Origin of the sequence: Chryseobacterium cucumeris, assembly GCF_016775705.1 — a bacterium.
In the GTDB taxonomy this organism is placed as follows: Bacteria; Bacteroidota; Bacteroidia; order Flavobacteriales; family Weeksellaceae; genus Chryseobacterium; species Chryseobacterium cupriresistens.
The window spans coordinates 869020-883566 of record NZ_CP068760.1; the positions used below are offsets into that span (position 1 = coordinate 869020).

The 14547-nt window shown below is 38.0% G+C and carries 10 protein-coding genes; 4 read left to right on the plus strand and 6 right to left on the minus strand.

The features are described 5' to 3' along the window. Positions 1-8: 8 nt before the first annotated feature. The 6 genes from JNG87_RS03855 to JNG87_RS03880 form a co-directional block, all read right to left on the minus strand. Positions 9-2240 (minus strand): GH92 family glycosyl hydrolase, encoded by a 2232-nt coding sequence (locus JNG87_RS03855; RefSeq protein WP_202841796.1) that lies wholly within the window; start codon positions 2238-2240, stop codon positions 9-11. A gap of 128 nt (positions 2241-2368) precedes the next feature. Beyond that, positions 2369-3340 (minus strand): glycoside hydrolase family 130 protein, encoded by a 972-nt coding sequence (locus JNG87_RS03860; RefSeq protein WP_047376309.1) that lies wholly within the window; start codon positions 3338-3340, stop codon positions 2369-2371. A 31-nt stretch (positions 3341-3371) separates the two neighbouring features. Beyond that, on the minus strand, positions 3372-4673 hold the full coding sequence (locus JNG87_RS03865) for an MFS transporter (protein WP_202841798.1): 1302 nt from the start codon (positions 4671-4673) through the stop codon (positions 3372-3374). 171 nt (positions 4674-4844) lie between these two features. Then, positions 4845-6470, minus strand: a complete 1626-nt coding sequence (locus tag JNG87_RS03870) for a SusD/RagB family nutrient-binding outer membrane lipoprotein (protein WP_202841800.1) — start codon at positions 6468-6470, stop codon at positions 4845-4847. 17 nt (positions 6471-6487) lie between these two features. Further along, on the minus strand, positions 6488-9454 hold the full coding sequence (locus JNG87_RS03875) for a SusC/RagA family TonB-linked outer membrane protein (RefSeq protein WP_202841801.1): 2967 nt from the start codon (positions 9452-9454) through the stop codon (positions 6488-6490). A 386-nt stretch (positions 9455-9840) separates the two neighbouring features. Beyond that, positions 9841-10719 (minus strand): AraC family transcriptional regulator, encoded by an 879-nt coding sequence (locus JNG87_RS03880; protein WP_202841803.1) that lies wholly within the window; start codon positions 10717-10719, stop codon positions 9841-9843. A 201-nt stretch (positions 10720-10920) separates the two neighbouring features. On the opposite strand from JNG87_RS03880, the gene JNG87_RS03885 reads away from it, so the two are divergent. From JNG87_RS03885 to JNG87_RS03900, 4 genes are all read left to right on the plus strand, one after another. Further along, positions 10921-11787 (plus strand): helix-turn-helix domain-containing protein, encoded by an 867-nt coding sequence (locus JNG87_RS03885; RefSeq protein ID WP_202841805.1) that lies wholly within the window; start codon positions 10921-10923, stop codon positions 11785-11787. A 91-nt stretch (positions 11788-11878) separates the two neighbouring features. Continuing rightward, positions 11879-12298, plus strand: a complete 420-nt coding sequence (locus JNG87_RS03890) for an OsmC family protein (protein WP_002982623.1) — start codon at positions 11879-11881, stop codon at positions 12296-12298. A 180-nt stretch (positions 12299-12478) separates the two neighbouring features. Next, positions 12479-13084: a TetR/AcrR family transcriptional regulator gene (locus JNG87_RS03895; RefSeq protein WP_110008356.1), complete on the plus strand. Its 606-nt coding sequence runs from the start codon at positions 12479-12481 to the stop codon at positions 13082-13084. Between the two features lie 10 nt (positions 13085-13094). Further along, entirely contained in the window at positions 13095-14363 is a 1269-nt protein-coding gene (locus JNG87_RS03900; protein ID WP_202841806.1) for an acetyl-CoA C-acetyltransferase, read from the plus strand. The last annotated feature ends 184 nt before the right edge of the window (positions 14364-14547 follow it).

Consider the following 14547-nt stretch of genomic DNA (forward strand, 5'->3'; position numbering starts at 1 on the left):
TATGAGTCTTATTTTACTGGTTTGCTTCCCATTACGAATCTCAATTCGCCACCGTTCATAATATCGCTATGGTTCAGCTCCCAGCTTTTGTATTCTTTTCCGTTCAGGAACATTTTCTGTACATAGATATTCTTGTCGGATATTTTGTCTGCAATTACCGTGAATGTTTTTCCATTTTCTAATTTTAATGACGCTTTCGGGAATTGTGGTGCTCCGATGGCATATACAGGTTTCCCAGGTGTCACAGGATAGAATCCTAATGATGAGAAAATATACCATGCTGACATTTGACCGCAGTCTTCATTATTCACAATTCCATCCGGCTTGGCTGCATACATATTGTCACGGATATATTTTACCATTTTCTGAGTCTTGTAAGGGCTTCCTGCATAATTGTACAGGTATGGAACATGATGACCCGGTTCATCCCCGAATCCTAAAGATCCGATGAATCCTGAGATATCTACGTGCTGCTCTCCTTCCATATGAAGCGCTTCTGTAAAGGTTTTATCCAGTTTTTCTTCAAATCCTTTTTTCCCTCCGTACAGATTCATCATTTCGTCAATCTGATGAGGAACAAAGAAATCATAGGCCCAGATGTTTCCGGAAACCCAGTGTGGCTGAAGTTTTTTCCAATCGTTAAGGGTGAAATCTGCTAAGAATTTACCGTCTTTTTGTCTTGGCCAGAAGTGGTTATTTTCTTTGTTGAAGGTATTCAGGAAGTTCATAGAACGTTTTTTATACACTTCCGATTCTTCTTTTTTGCCTAATTTTTCCGCAAGCTGTTGAATACACCAGTCGTCATATGAATATTCCAATGTTGCGGAAACAGAAGCTCCGTTTTCTGAAGGCGTATATCCTAATTTAATATAGTCGTTAAGACCTCCGCCTCCATCACTGCTGCTCATTTTATCTGTTAAAGAAGCATCTTTCATCGCAGCAAATGCTTTTTCGGCATCAATACCCGGAACTCCTTTGGAAATAGCATCCCAGATTACCGAAGCACTGTGATAACCCAGCATACAGAAGTTATCATATCCGCAAAGCTCCCAGATCGGCATATGATCTTTACGATCTGTATATCTGCTGATCAGGGAATTGGCAAATTCTTTTGTATGCTTCTGATCCATAATGGTCAATAGCGGGTGCGTTGCTCTGAATCCGTCCCAGTAAGAATACGTACTGTAGTTGGTGAACCATTTGGTATTCATGTTTTCCTGAGCGGCCACATAGTCTCCATTCACGTCCATGTATAAATTTGGTGCTATGAAGGTATGGTAAACTCCCGTGTAGAAAATTTTTCTCTGGCTCTCTGTACCTCCTGTCACCTGGAATCTTCCGATCAGATCTCTCCAGGTCTTTTGAGCGGTTTCTTTTGCTTTGGCAAAGTCAACATTTGTTGCTTCGGTATCAAAATTTTCCTGTGCATTTTCTGTACTCACCGGAGATAATGATACTTTTACTTCAATACTTTCCTGATCTTCGGTTGAAAATCTTACAAAAGCTTTAGCATCTTTGGCAAGGGCAATTTTTTCATCATTTTTGATTTTTCCGTCAGCATAAACACCGTAAGACTTAAACGGTTTGGAAAACTCCATCACGAAGTAAGCAAACCGTTTACCTCCCCAGCCATTGCTGTAACAGTATCCTTTGATTTTATTATTGCCTTCCACACTCACCAAAGTATGGTAGATATTTCCGAAGATTTTGTTGGTAGGATCAATAATGATATTGGCTTCACTACTTTTCGGGAAAGTATATTTATGAAATCCTACTCTTGGAGAAGCAGTAAGCTCTGCTTTAATTCCATAGCTGTCCAGCATTACGGAATAATATCCCGGAGAAGCGATTTCTTTATCATGCGTAAATTTTGAACGGTAACCCGTTTCCGGCTTGTCTTCAGATCCTGGAACCATTTTAACCTGTCCTACTGTAGGCATTACCAGAATATCTCCAAGGTCTGCCCATCCCGTTCCGCTCAAATGGTTATGGCTGAATCCCATGATGGTTTTGCTGCTGTAGTGGTATCCTGAGCACCAGTCCCAGTCGCCACTTTTTGTATTCTGATCCGGACTCAGCTGTATCATCCCGAATGGCGTGGTTGCCCCAGGAAAAGTATGCCCATGTCCTCCTGTGCCTATGAAAGGATCTACCCAGGATAAAACATCGTTTTTATTTTGCTGGGCACTGGCTACAGACATCAGGGTGGTAAAAAAGCAGATTAACAGTTCTTTTTTCATGATAAGAGAGGTATCGGAGATTGTTTTGTTTAAAAGTTGGTTTAAAAATAGGAAAACCATTATAAAATTCCCAGCAAACGGAAAAATTAAGATGATTAACCTATTTTCCTAAACTTTATATTACTGTATTAAATTGAATTCTTTTTCATAAAATCAATGATTTCTGAGATATATCCAAAGGCAATCGCAACCACGGTATCGGCAGCACCGTAATATACTGTTACTTTGTCTCCTTCAGTCAATGCTGCACAAGGGAAAACCACATTGGGTACATCTCCTGTCAGTTCATACAATTCTGCTGGCGCCAACAGATAAGGTTTCGTTCTGTACAATACTTTTGTAGGATCTTCAAGATCAAGCAAAGCTGCTCCCATTGAATATCTGAATCCTCTGCAGGTATTGATCACACCATGATAGAAAAGCAGCCATCCTTCTTCTGTTTTGATAGGAACCGGCCCTCCTCCGATTTTCGTACACTGCCAGGCACTGTCTTCAAAAGGCGTTACTTTCATCACGCAGCGGTGTTCTCCCCAATACTTCATATCTGGGCTGTAGCTGATGTAAATATCACCGAAAGGCGTATGTCCGTTATCACTCGGACGGCTCAACATAGCATATTTACCATTGATTTTTTCAGGGAACAAAACCCCGTTTCTGTTGAAGGGAAGAAAGGCATTTTCACACTGAAAAAACTCTTTAAAATCAAATGTATATCCGATTCCGATGGTAGGACCATTGTATCCGTTGCACCAGGTGATCCAGTAACGGTCTTCAATAAAAGTTACACGTGGATCGTATTTGTAATCGGATTCAATCATATCCGTATTTCCTGCCTGCATTTCAATAGGGTCATGATTGATATCCCAATTGATTCCGTCTTTACTGAAACCGGCAAAAATATTCATCTGTACTGCCTTGTTATCACAACGGAACACTCCGGCAAATCCGTCCTCAAAGGGAATTACGGCACTATTGAATATACTGTTGGATGTTGGTATCGCGTATCTGTTAATGATCGGGTTTTCGGAAAACCTCCACATGATATCATTACAACCTTCCGGGCGATCCTGCCAGGGGATCATTACTGATTGAGCTGTCATAAAGTATTTTTTACTTTTTATTTTTTTATTATTATGAATTGATTTGTTGTTCTTTCTGATTTTCAGGGTAAGGGAAAGGAACGAATACAGTGGCCAAAAATGCAGGAATGGTAGCAATCAGTACCCAGATAAAGAACATTTTGTATCCGATCCAGTCACTGATCATTCCACTGAACATTCCGGGAATCATTACGCCAAGATTCATAATCCCTGTTGCAAATGCGTAATGTGCCGTTTTGTGTTTTCCGGGTGCAATCTGCTGCATCATGTAGAGCATAAGCCCCACAAAACCAAATCCGTAACCGAAATATTCCACGACCACCGCAATTCCTACCGGTAAAAGATCTGCCGGCTGATAATAAGCCAGTAATGCATAGACCACAAATGGAATATTGAATGCACAGCATAGCCATATCAAAGATCTTTTCAATCCGCGGGCTGAGATAAAATATCCTGCCAGTACGGATCCTAAGATAAATGCTGCCGAACCGTATGTTCCGTAAATAAGTCCGATATCTGAAGTAGATAACCCTAATCCTCCCGACGTTCTTGGAGCTTTAAAAAATAAAGGCGCAATTTTGATGGCAAATCCTTCTGCAAAACGATATAGTATAATGAAGAGGATACACCACAGAATTTTCTTTTTGGTGAAGAAAGAAATAATCACTTCCAATAGTTCCTGACGAACGTTTCCAGCCGTTTTCTCTTCTTTATTTTCTTCCTTGTTTTCTTTCGGCAGAATGAAATAGTGATAAACTCCCAATACAAAAAACAACAATGCATAGATCACCATAATGATCATCCAGGCATGGGTTACGCCTTTTGTCTTTTCTAAAACCCCGGCAAAATAAACGAGTGCTCCACTGCTGATAATCTTCGCCAGGTTGTAAAAAGCACCTTGCCATCCAATATACTTTGCCTGCTCTTTATTGGTCAAAAACCCAATATACGTTCCGTCTGCTACCACATCATGGGTAGCTCCGCAAAATGCAACTATCGCAAAAAGGGCAATACTGTATTTGAAAAAATCATGCATTGGCAGGCTTAAGGCCACTAATGCAAACAGAATTCCTATCGCAAACTGAGTAAAAACAACGAAGAATTTTTTGGTTTTATAGATCTCCAGAAACGGGCTCCAAAGAGGTTTTAATGTCCAGGAGAACATGATAAGGGCAGTCCAGAAAGTAATCTGCGAGTCCGAAACCCCCATATCTTTATACATGATTCCTGAAACCGCATTAATGGTTACAAAGGGCACTCCCATTGCAAAATATAATGTTGAAATCCAAAGAATCGGCTGAATCCGACGGGTTCCGGAGTTGTTTTTTCCCATATTTAAAATAAGATTCTAAATAAAAGAGAACATCTCAAAAATACATTCAGGCTAAAAAAACGAAACTATAAATTTTTTGGAGATTCTACTCTATTCTCCCGCCTCAATGAATGTATCAAATAAATCTGATCTTGAGATGTCTCTTTACTGATGAGTGATTCTGAATATTTTTTATTTCTTATCCCACCAAAGCTTTGTTCCTCCGGTATCAGGACCGTTCAGCATTTGAGCAGCTTGCTGGTAATTATATAATGATGTTTTGGTATCAATAGTAAAAGGAATTCTCCTTATCATTGCTTCTGTACTGATGGCTCCGCCGCTGTCATTCTTTCTTACCTTGAAAAGAACCGGATAACCTGTTCTTCTCTGCTCAGCCCATGCTTCAGGTCCATTCGGATAAAGGGATAGCCATTTTTGGGTAATAATTCTTTCTAATTTTCTTTCGTTGGTATCGCCGTTATTCCATGCAATCGTAATGGTACTTAACTGAGGGTTTCCAACAAGTACGTTATTGTCTGCATTTTTCGGATCAATATAAGGTGCTTCAGTAGAAGTATTATCGGCAAGATAAGCAGCAACACTAGCACTTTTCCCCCATTCTCCGAAAGACTGCTGAACTCCGGTTGTATAGTTGGTTTGAATATCTCCTGCTCCTGCATATCCTCTCAAAGCAGCTTCAGCTCTAAGGAACCATGTTTCTGCAGCGGTGAATAATTTCATTTTACCATCGGTACCGGAAAAATAATCTCCGCTGGCAGATTTTGCCTGTGGCTGTGAGAACCCTCCGTACGTTGATTTACCATTTAATAAATCTATTCCCTGGCGGATTCCTATATATTTTCCCTGTAAGCTTGGATCAGATGCAGGAATAGCATAGGCAGGAAGTCTTGGGTCATTATATCCGTTCATATAAGCCATCAATGGCGCACCAATTAAACAATCTCCCCATGAATAGATGATAAAACTCAATTCTGACTGTCCTACACTGATCAACGCATTGTCCGCATTATCCGTAATCAATCCTGCAGGTGAAGCCAATGCTTCTTCTGCATATTGTTTAGATTTCGCAGGATCAGCATAGCTCATTCTCATGGCTAACCTCAGCTTTAATGAATTGGCAAATTTTGCCCATTGCGCCATATTTCCGCCGTATACTAAATCTGCTTTTTTCAATGCCGATTTATCTTCTACGTTCTGTGTCGCTGGCATGGCAATTACTTTCTGCAAATCGTTAATAGCTGCGCTAAGATCAGCAATAAAATAATTGTAAGCTTCCTGTTGAGAATCAAAATCTGTAACTCCATTCGGATTGGGCTTTTCATATTTGCTGTAGACTACCGGGCCGTGACTGTCTGAAACTCTTGCTGCCGTAATAACTTTCAGAATTTTTTTAACAGCAAATGTTCCTGTAAAATCTACACCTTTATAGATTTCCTTAGCCGTATTATCGATGATAAGGGAGTAATTGAAAATATCCTGTTGTCTGGCAATGATTCTGTTATTCCATCCGTCCATCATCGAATAAGTAAGATTATTTACCCCGCCATTAAATGGTGTTGCGGTACTGAACATTCCACTGTACATATCTGCACTCAGGTTAGGGTACAGCTGATAATCTGACTGTAATCCTCTCTGCATGGATTTCATGGGATCAACAACAGCGATGAAATCAGCGTAAAAATTTTCAGGACCTCCTGCTTTTTCCTGATTATACTGTTCAAAGTCATTTGTACATCCTGAAGCAGAAAATAACAGTACAGCTCCGAATGCCAATATTTTAATATGATTGATTTTCATTTTCTTAATTGTAAAAGTTAGAAGTTAGCTTTTAATGATAATCCAATAGATCGGGTAACCGGTAATCCGAATGAATCTACCCCTACTCCACCAGGTGTATTTCCTGATACCTGCTCAGGATCAAATGGTGCTTTTTTGTAGAAGAAAAATAAGTTGGTTCCTACTAAGCTTACGGTTGCGTTTCTCATATATTTAGATTGAATATCGAAAGTATATGAAATGGAAGCCTGGCGTAAACGTATTGTTGTAGCACTGTACAGATAGGCTTCATCAATACCTTTTCCAAACCCTTCTGTTGTTCCTACTGCTTTATAGTAATCTTTTGCATTGGTTAAACCCGTGTAAGCCTGTCCCGCATTTGGTGTTCCCGGTGCATATACTGCATTTGGAATAGATACACCTCCAGCATCTCTTGCATCAGCTGTAGACTGACTAACTCCATAGATATCGTTTGCTTTTTCTGTAAGGGAAAGTACCTTCCCTCCAAATTTACCATCAATAAGGAAAGAGATTCCCAGCTTACCAATATTAAAGGAGTTATTGAATCCCATAATAAACTTAGGATTCGGATTGCCAAGATAAGAAGGAGTACCTTCTGCTAATGGGATTCCTTTTTCATTCACTAAAATACGTCCCTGATCGTCTCTTTTAAACTTGATTCCGTAAAGATCACCAAAAGATCCTCCCAATTTCAGTTTGGTGTATTCCCCTCCTCCTGTTAATGAGAAAAGTTGGTTTTCTGATATAGGTAAACTTGGTGGAAACAATTCAACAATAGTATTTTTGTTAGCCGATGCATTTAATGTAGTTGTCCATCCAAATTTTTCTGAACTGAAGATCTTATATGACAATGAAGATTCAAAACCTGTATTTCGGATTTTTCCTGCGTTGATATAATATGATCCAGGAGCTATTCCTCCGAAATAAGAATCTATTTTTGTTTCTAACAATTGATTACTCGTATTGGAGTTGTAGTAAGTAATATCAAAACTTAATTTATTACTAAACATCCTTAGCTCTGTTCCAACTTCAAAAGTTTTATTAAATTCAGGTTTCGGAAACAGGTCTTTATACTTAGGATCAGTAATGAATGAACTCTTTGGAAACACAAGTGTTCCCGCATCTACACCAACAGTATATCCTTTATTATATTCAATCATAGCATTGGAAATATTGGTAGGCAACCCTAATCCTACCGTTGCATAAGATCCTCTTACTTTCCAGAAACTAATGACTTCCGGAAGTTTGAAAACAGAAGATAACACAGCATTAGCTCCTACAGATTCATAGTCAAATCCCGTTCTCCCTGTTAAGGCCAGACTGGAATCCCAGTCATTTCTAAAAGTCATGTCCACATAAAACATATTTTTATACCCTACTGTAGCACTTGCAAATACAGATTGTACCTGCTTCTTCATATTGGTATAGATATTATGATATCCATCACCAGGGGATCTTTTTTTACCCCATTCAAGATTACTCACAGTGAAAAGGTTAGGGTTTGTCAGATATGCGTTATCAATTTGTCCTATTTTATTTCTTGTTGTATTGATACTTCCTCCTAACGTAAAATCTAAAGAGAAAGACTCACTAATTTTAGGACTACCGATAAGCAACACGTCCCCATATGTTGAAGAGTTTTCATAGGTATTCTTAAGAATTCTTCCATTAATTCCTTCCTTAACAGCCAGTAAAGTAGGTGCTGAAAAAGCAGCAATATCACGCTGACTGTCTGAAATATTCCAGCTATAATTTCCTCTCACTCTTGCCGTTAACCAAGGATTGATCTGGTAAGATAATGAAAGCGCTCCATAGGTATTTTTATTGCTTACAGTAACCGGATTACGGTTTAAAATCCAATAAGGGTTCTGTGTTGGTGGGTTTCCTTTAAAACTTCCATCCGGATTAACCTCCCACCAGTTTTGAGCAGGTAAAAATCTTTCTTTATTTAAATAAGTGTAATTATCTGGACCATACTGATCAAAATCTACTCCTCTTGGCAACCAGTACAAACTCGTCAAAGGAGAAAAAGATGCTCCGGGAGTCTGTCTGTTCTTACTTTCCTGTAATGAACCGATGAAGTTGGCATCTAATGTTAACTTATCATCCAGAAACTTACTTGAATTTCTGAAAGAAACGTTATACTGATCAAAATAAGACATGGGAACCACTCCTTTGTTGGTGGTATTTCCGATTGAGAAATAACTTGTTGATCTCTCATTTCCTGACTGGAAAGAAAGGCTATTTACCCAAGTTGTTCCTGTCTGAAGGAAGTCTTTAAGATAATCTTTAGAAGATCCTTTTGCGCCCCAGCTTTCTACTGACTGTCCCGGCTGTGATCCCGATACAGAAGGGTCATAAGACAGATAACTGTGCTGTAGTTTTGGAAGACTATAAGCCCTGTCCACTGTAAGGCTGGAGCTGTAAGTAATTGAACTTTTCCCTGCACGTCCTTTTTTAGTTGTAATCAGGATAGCCCCATTACCTCCGGCAGAACCGTACAATGCAGAAGCAGAAGCTCCTTTCAGGAAGTTGATGCTTTCAATATCATCAGGATTGATGGAGCTCAATACATCCCCCGGATCCGGCATATTGGAATACTGTCCGATATCTGCTGATTTTCCTGTTCCGTTGATAATGGGAATACCATCAATCACATACAGTGGCTGTGCACTGTTGACAGACTTATCTCCTCTCATGACCACCCTTACGGAGCTACCTACACCATTGGTTCTGTTGATCTGCACATTGGAAACTTTTCCGTTGATCGAATTTAATAGATTGGGAGTTTTCACTTCTGTAAGCTCATCCCCGCCAATCTGCTGACTGGAATACGTCAAAGAGCGGGCCTGCCTTTTTATCCCCAAAGAGGTGACCACGACCTCCTCAATACTGGTTGTCTTCGTAGTATCGGCTGTTTTTTTCTCCTGTGCATTCGCAGTGAGTGAAAAAACAAACAGAACGGGTATAACTGCTTTTCTCATAAGGTATAGATTCGTTAGATTTAATTGAGAATCAATGACATTACTTTATTTTTTAATACAAAAAAAATTATTGTTCTTTCAGCAAAATTTTGCCGTTTATGTATTAAATTATTTAAAGTTTTGTTAAGATTTAATTCACATTCACAAATCTAAATTTTGTAACCAGTCTGATATAATACTATTTTATCATAAAACGATATTATTTTTTCAGCAATTAATTTTAAAAGACATTAAAACCCTATATATCAACATAATAAAACACTCTCCAAACATTAATAAAAAGAGGATTTATTCTGATATTCTGACAAAATAAAAGAAGATTTTTGCACAGAATTTTAGTGCAAAAAATAGTATGTTAAAAAGAAAAAATAAATTTTTAAAACGTATTATTCAATCTTTTTAACTCCTTTGAACTGTTCTCTAAATTCGGTTGGAGTTGTCTTTTTGATCGACTTAAATACTTTATTAAAGTTGGCGATATTATTAAAGCCAGCCTCAAAAGCAATTTCAAAAACAGTCAGATTCTTTTCCATCAACCAGCGTGCAGCATAGCTGATTCTTATCTCGTTAAGATAATTGATAAAGGTTTTTCCTGTTCTTTTTTTAATAAACCTATTGAACGTCACATTGCTCATATTCACCAATGATGCTGCATTATCCAGTGTAATTTTGTTTTCAAAATTTTTATGGACAAAATCATGAACCACTTTCATTTTATCATTATCTGCGAAAGTTTCAAGTTCAATACTATACGAAGATAAAAGTGTTTTATCCTCTGCCACAGCCAGTTCATTCAGAATCTTCATAATTTCTATGAAAGATTCAAAGCTGTTCATCTTTGAAAGATTGAGAAACGAATCTTTTAGTTTCTCGGCAGTTTCTGTAGAAAAAAGAATTCCCCGGATGGAATCTTTCATGAGATTATTGATAGGTTTCAGGATATTTTTCTCCATCAGTGACTGATTAAAGAAATCCTGATTGAATTGTATGGTAATTTCGTGGGTCTTTCTGTTCTTACATCTGTAATTAGCCCAGCAATGCGGTAAATTTGGGCCTACCAACACCAATTCTATATTTCCGATCTCTCCGGTATGATCTCCCACCATTCTTTTGTAGCCCTTCCCCTTATAAACAAAATTGATTTCTATTTCCGGGTGGTAATGATATGGAAAGTCAAATGAGGCTTTAATCCTGTCAAACACGAGAAAACTGTCCTCAGGAGATAGTGGAGTTATTTCTCTCAGAATATTTTCTAATTCGCTCATACAGGCAGTTATGAAAAAAAGTTAATACTTTTAGGTTACAATACAAATCTTTGTAAAAATGATAAAATAATATCAATGTAAAAACATATTTCCAATTTATTTTTATTTCAATTTTATATATCAAACATAAGAAATCATAGGTTGGATAATTTAATACGGATCAAATCATGCTTTTTTGTATCTTTAAACTAAAGTTAAAGGATGCCGCAACAGCTTATTTTTGAAGACCACTATAAAAGACTCGGACTGGAAGTATTTTCAGAAGAAAATCTGGAGAATTTCAACGGAAGTCGGTTCTCTTCAGATATTAAAGTATTTTTTATTCCTTCAGGATATGAACTTACAGTAGATTTTAATCATTATAAAACAAAGAAACCTTCACTTTTCTTCCTCACCAACCAACATTTGAGTATCCAAAAAGGCAAAGATGAATCTATTCTTCTTTTCTACAACCGCGATTTCTACTGTATCCAGATCCATGATAAGGAAGTGGCGTGTGACGGGCTTCTTTTTCATAATGTATTTGAAATTCCTTATGTGGAACTTGACAACTCAGAAGCCACACTTATAAAATCCCTGTTCCAGAATATTCAGGATGAACTTGAAGGGAAGGATTCTTCCGCAGAAGAAATGATCAGAACCTATGTAAAACAAATCATCATTAGGGCTACCCGCAAGTGGAAGAAACAAAATCTGGATAATGATACGCTCAGAATACCAGGCAGTGAGCTTGATATTTTCAGAGATTTCAGCAGACATCTGGAAATTCATTTCAGAGAAAAACATAATGTCGCTGATTATGCAGAGCTTCTTCACATCGCTCCGAAAACTTTAACTCATAAATTTAAAAACTTAAAGCTGGAGTCTCCCAACCAGTTTATCATTAACAGAATTTTATTAGAAGCAAAAAGGTTACTTTTTTATACGGATAAACCTGTCAAAGAAATTGCTTATGATCTGGGTTATGAAGATCCGGCTTATTTCAACCGCCTTTTCACCAATAAAACAGGAAGCACTCCCGCAAATTTCAAAAAAAACTATAACACGGGAAAAAAGTACAATATTTAAGTCTTTTTATCTATTGAAAACTCCTTATCACAGACATACCTTTGTAACATCAAAATCAAACAACAATACTAAATACAAAAAAACAAACATTATGAGACGTAACGCAACAGCCGTTTGGAACGGTACTATTAAAGAAGGAAAAGGACATTTAACGACTCAGAGTACAACTTTAAACCAGACTCAATATTCTTTCAACAGTCGTTTTGCGGATGGTGTAGGTACCAACCCCGAAGAATTACTGGCAGCAGCCCATGCAGGATGCTTCACGATGAAACTGGATGCCGAATTATCTCAGGCAGGTTATAATCCTGAAGAATTAAAGACGACTTCTGTCATTACCCTTGATCCCAATATTGGTAAGATTACAAAATCTGAATTGACATTAACCGCTAAAGTGCCGGGAATCTCAGAAGAGGAATTCCAGAAATTTGCGAAAATTGCAGAAGAAGGATGCCCTGTAAGCGCCGCATTTAACTTTGAAATTACACTGAATGCTACTTTGGAAAACTAATTTAAGTATTCATTCAATATCAATAGAAACGGGCTAAAAGTCCGTTTTTTTAATTTAAAAAAAATCCATTGGCTTCAGCCAAAACTTAAATCCAAAACATTCAAATTAATTATTCGTCCTCAATAAAAATATACCGAGTGGTATATTTTTGTATATTTGCATCATATTTAAACATTTATAATGTCAAAGGCAGAAAAAACAAAACAGCATATCATTGAGAAAACAGCAACTCTTTTTAATACCAAGGGTTATATTTCCACATCGCTGTCTGACATTACCCAAGCAACCGGATTGACGAAAGGCAGCATTTATGGAAATTTTGAAAACAAGGATGAAGTAGCCATTGAGGTTTATAAATACAATGCCGCCGTGTTGAGTAAAACCCTCAGCCGCTCCTTTGGCAATGAATTCCCTACGTCATTGGATAAGCTCCATGCATTTATAGATTTTTACCGAAAAAACTGGACGTTTGTCTTTGCCAACGGCGGATGTCCGCTGATGAATGCTGCTACGGAAGCTGATGATTCATTTCCTGCTTTAAAAACTCAGGTGAAAAGGTCTTTTACACAATGGATGACCAAAATATCAACTACTATCGCTGAGGGCCAAAATAAAGGTGAAATTGATCAAAAAATCAATGCTGAGCAATATGCTTCCCTGTTCATCATGCTTATTGAAGGTGGAATTCTGCTTTCAAAAACAATGGGAGATCAAAGTTATCTCAACCATGCCTTGGATAAGGTTGCCCAAATGATTGATCATGAACTCAATATTCTTCCATCATAAATTACACCATATGGAAACAAAAAAAGTGGCTATTGTAGGATACAACAGAATTCCTTTTGCCAGAATGAATACCGCTTATTCAGAGCAGGGAAATCAGGATCTTCTGCTTGCTTCTCTGAACGGATTAATAGACCGTTATCACTTAAAAGGAAAACGACTCGGAGAGGTTGCCGGCGGCGCAGTCATTAAACATATTTCCGAAAGCAACCTCATCAGGGAAACGGTGATGAATACAACGCTGGATCCCGCTACTCCTGCCTGTGATCTTCAGCAGGCATGTGATACAGGAATTGAAGCAGCTGTTTATATTGGGAATAAAATTGCCCTGGGTCAGATAGACTGTGGTATTGCATGCGGTGTGGAAGCCATGAGCAATATTCCATTTGAGTCTTCACCAAGGTTAAGAAAAGCCATGCTCAAAGCCAATAAAGAGAAATCAGCGTTTGGAAAAATAAAACAACTGCTAAGCCCGAAGCTGAAAGACTGGATGCCCATTCCTTATAGAGGGCAGGAACCCAAAACAGGTCTTGTGATGGGTGAACATACAGAAATTACTGCCCAATATTACAATATACCAAGAGAAGAACAAGATCAACTGGCATTAAAAAGCCATCAGAACATGGCAAAAGCTTATGATGAGGGATTTTTTGATGATATGATCACTCCAGCTTTTGGGCTGGATAAAGATAATAATCTGAGACGTGACAGCAGTATTGAAAAATTATCGCAGCTGAAACCTGCTTTTGATAAGCAAAACGGAACCTTAACGGCAGGAAATTCAACTCCTTTTACAGATGGTGCTTCTGCAGTTTTGCTGGCCAGCGAAGAATGGGCGATAGCCAATAATCTTCCCGTCTTAGCTTATATCACTTTTTTAGAGCTGGCAGGAATAGAATATGTTGAAAATAAACAGGATTTACTTCTAGCTCCTGTTTTTGCAGCAGAGAGAATGCTTAAAAAAGCAGGTATGAATTTGTCAGACTTTGATTACTACGAAATTCATGAAGCATTTGCAGCACAGGTCCTGGCTACCATAAAAATCTGGGAAAATGATGAGCTGGCCAAAAAGTTCGGATTGGAAAAAGCGCTGGGAAAAATAGACAGAAATAAACTGAATGTAAAAGGAGGAAGCCTTGCAGCCGCCCATCCTTTTGCTGCAACCGGAGGAAGAATTATCGCAACACTGGCAAAATTACTTCATGAAAAAGGCAGTGGAAAAGGGTTTATATCCATTTGTGCAGCCCGTGGGCAGGGAGTAACGATGATTTTGGAAAAGTAATAAAAGCCTCATCCTATATTCAAAAGAGCAGATTCTTTTATTATGCAGTAAATAATATGATTGATTATTCGTCTGCAGAGAAAGAAAATTGATAATATTGCAGTGCAAAAATTAGCTGATAAAAGAAGTAATTAAAATAAAACATGGGATAAACAGGGTTTATCTTATGAAAGTCTAATCTATT

What these genes read in the sequence shown, in the direction of transcription:
- JNG87_RS03855 (WP_202841796.1), bottom strand. Translation starts at nt 2,240, where the DNA reads ATGAAAAAAGAACTGTTAATCTGCTTTTTTACCACCCTGATGTCTGTA.
- JNG87_RS03860 (WP_047376309.1), bottom strand. Translation starts at nt 3,340, where the DNA reads ATGACAGCTCAATCAGTAATGATCCCCTGGCAGGATCGCCCGGAAGGT.
- JNG87_RS03865 (WP_202841798.1), bottom strand. Translation starts at nt 4,673, where the DNA reads ATGGGAAAAAACAACTCCGGAACCCGTCGGATTCAGCCGATTCTTTGG.
- JNG87_RS03870 (WP_202841800.1), bottom strand. Translation starts at nt 6,470, where the DNA reads ATGAAAATCAATCATATTAAAATATTGGCATTCGGAGCTGTACTGTTA.
- JNG87_RS03875 (WP_202841801.1), bottom strand. Translation starts at nt 9,454, where the DNA reads ATGAGAAAAGCAGTTATACCCGTTCTGTTTGTTTTTTCACTCACTGCG.
- JNG87_RS03880 (WP_202841803.1), bottom strand. Translation starts at nt 10,719, where the DNA reads ATGAGCGAATTAGAAAATATTCTGAGAGAAATAACTCCACTATCTCCT.
- JNG87_RS03885 (WP_202841805.1), top strand. Translation starts at nt 10,921, where the DNA reads ATGCCGCAACAGCTTATTTTTGAAGACCACTATAAAAGACTCGGACTG.
- JNG87_RS03890 (WP_002982623.1), top strand. Translation starts at nt 11,879, where the DNA reads ATGAGACGTAACGCAACAGCCGTTTGGAACGGTACTATTAAAGAAGGA.
- JNG87_RS03895 (WP_110008356.1), top strand. Translation starts at nt 12,479, where the DNA reads ATGTCAAAGGCAGAAAAAACAAAACAGCATATCATTGAGAAAACAGCA.
- JNG87_RS03900 (WP_202841806.1), top strand. Translation starts at nt 13,095, where the DNA reads ATGGAAACAAAAAAAGTGGCTATTGTAGGATACAACAGAATTCCTTTT.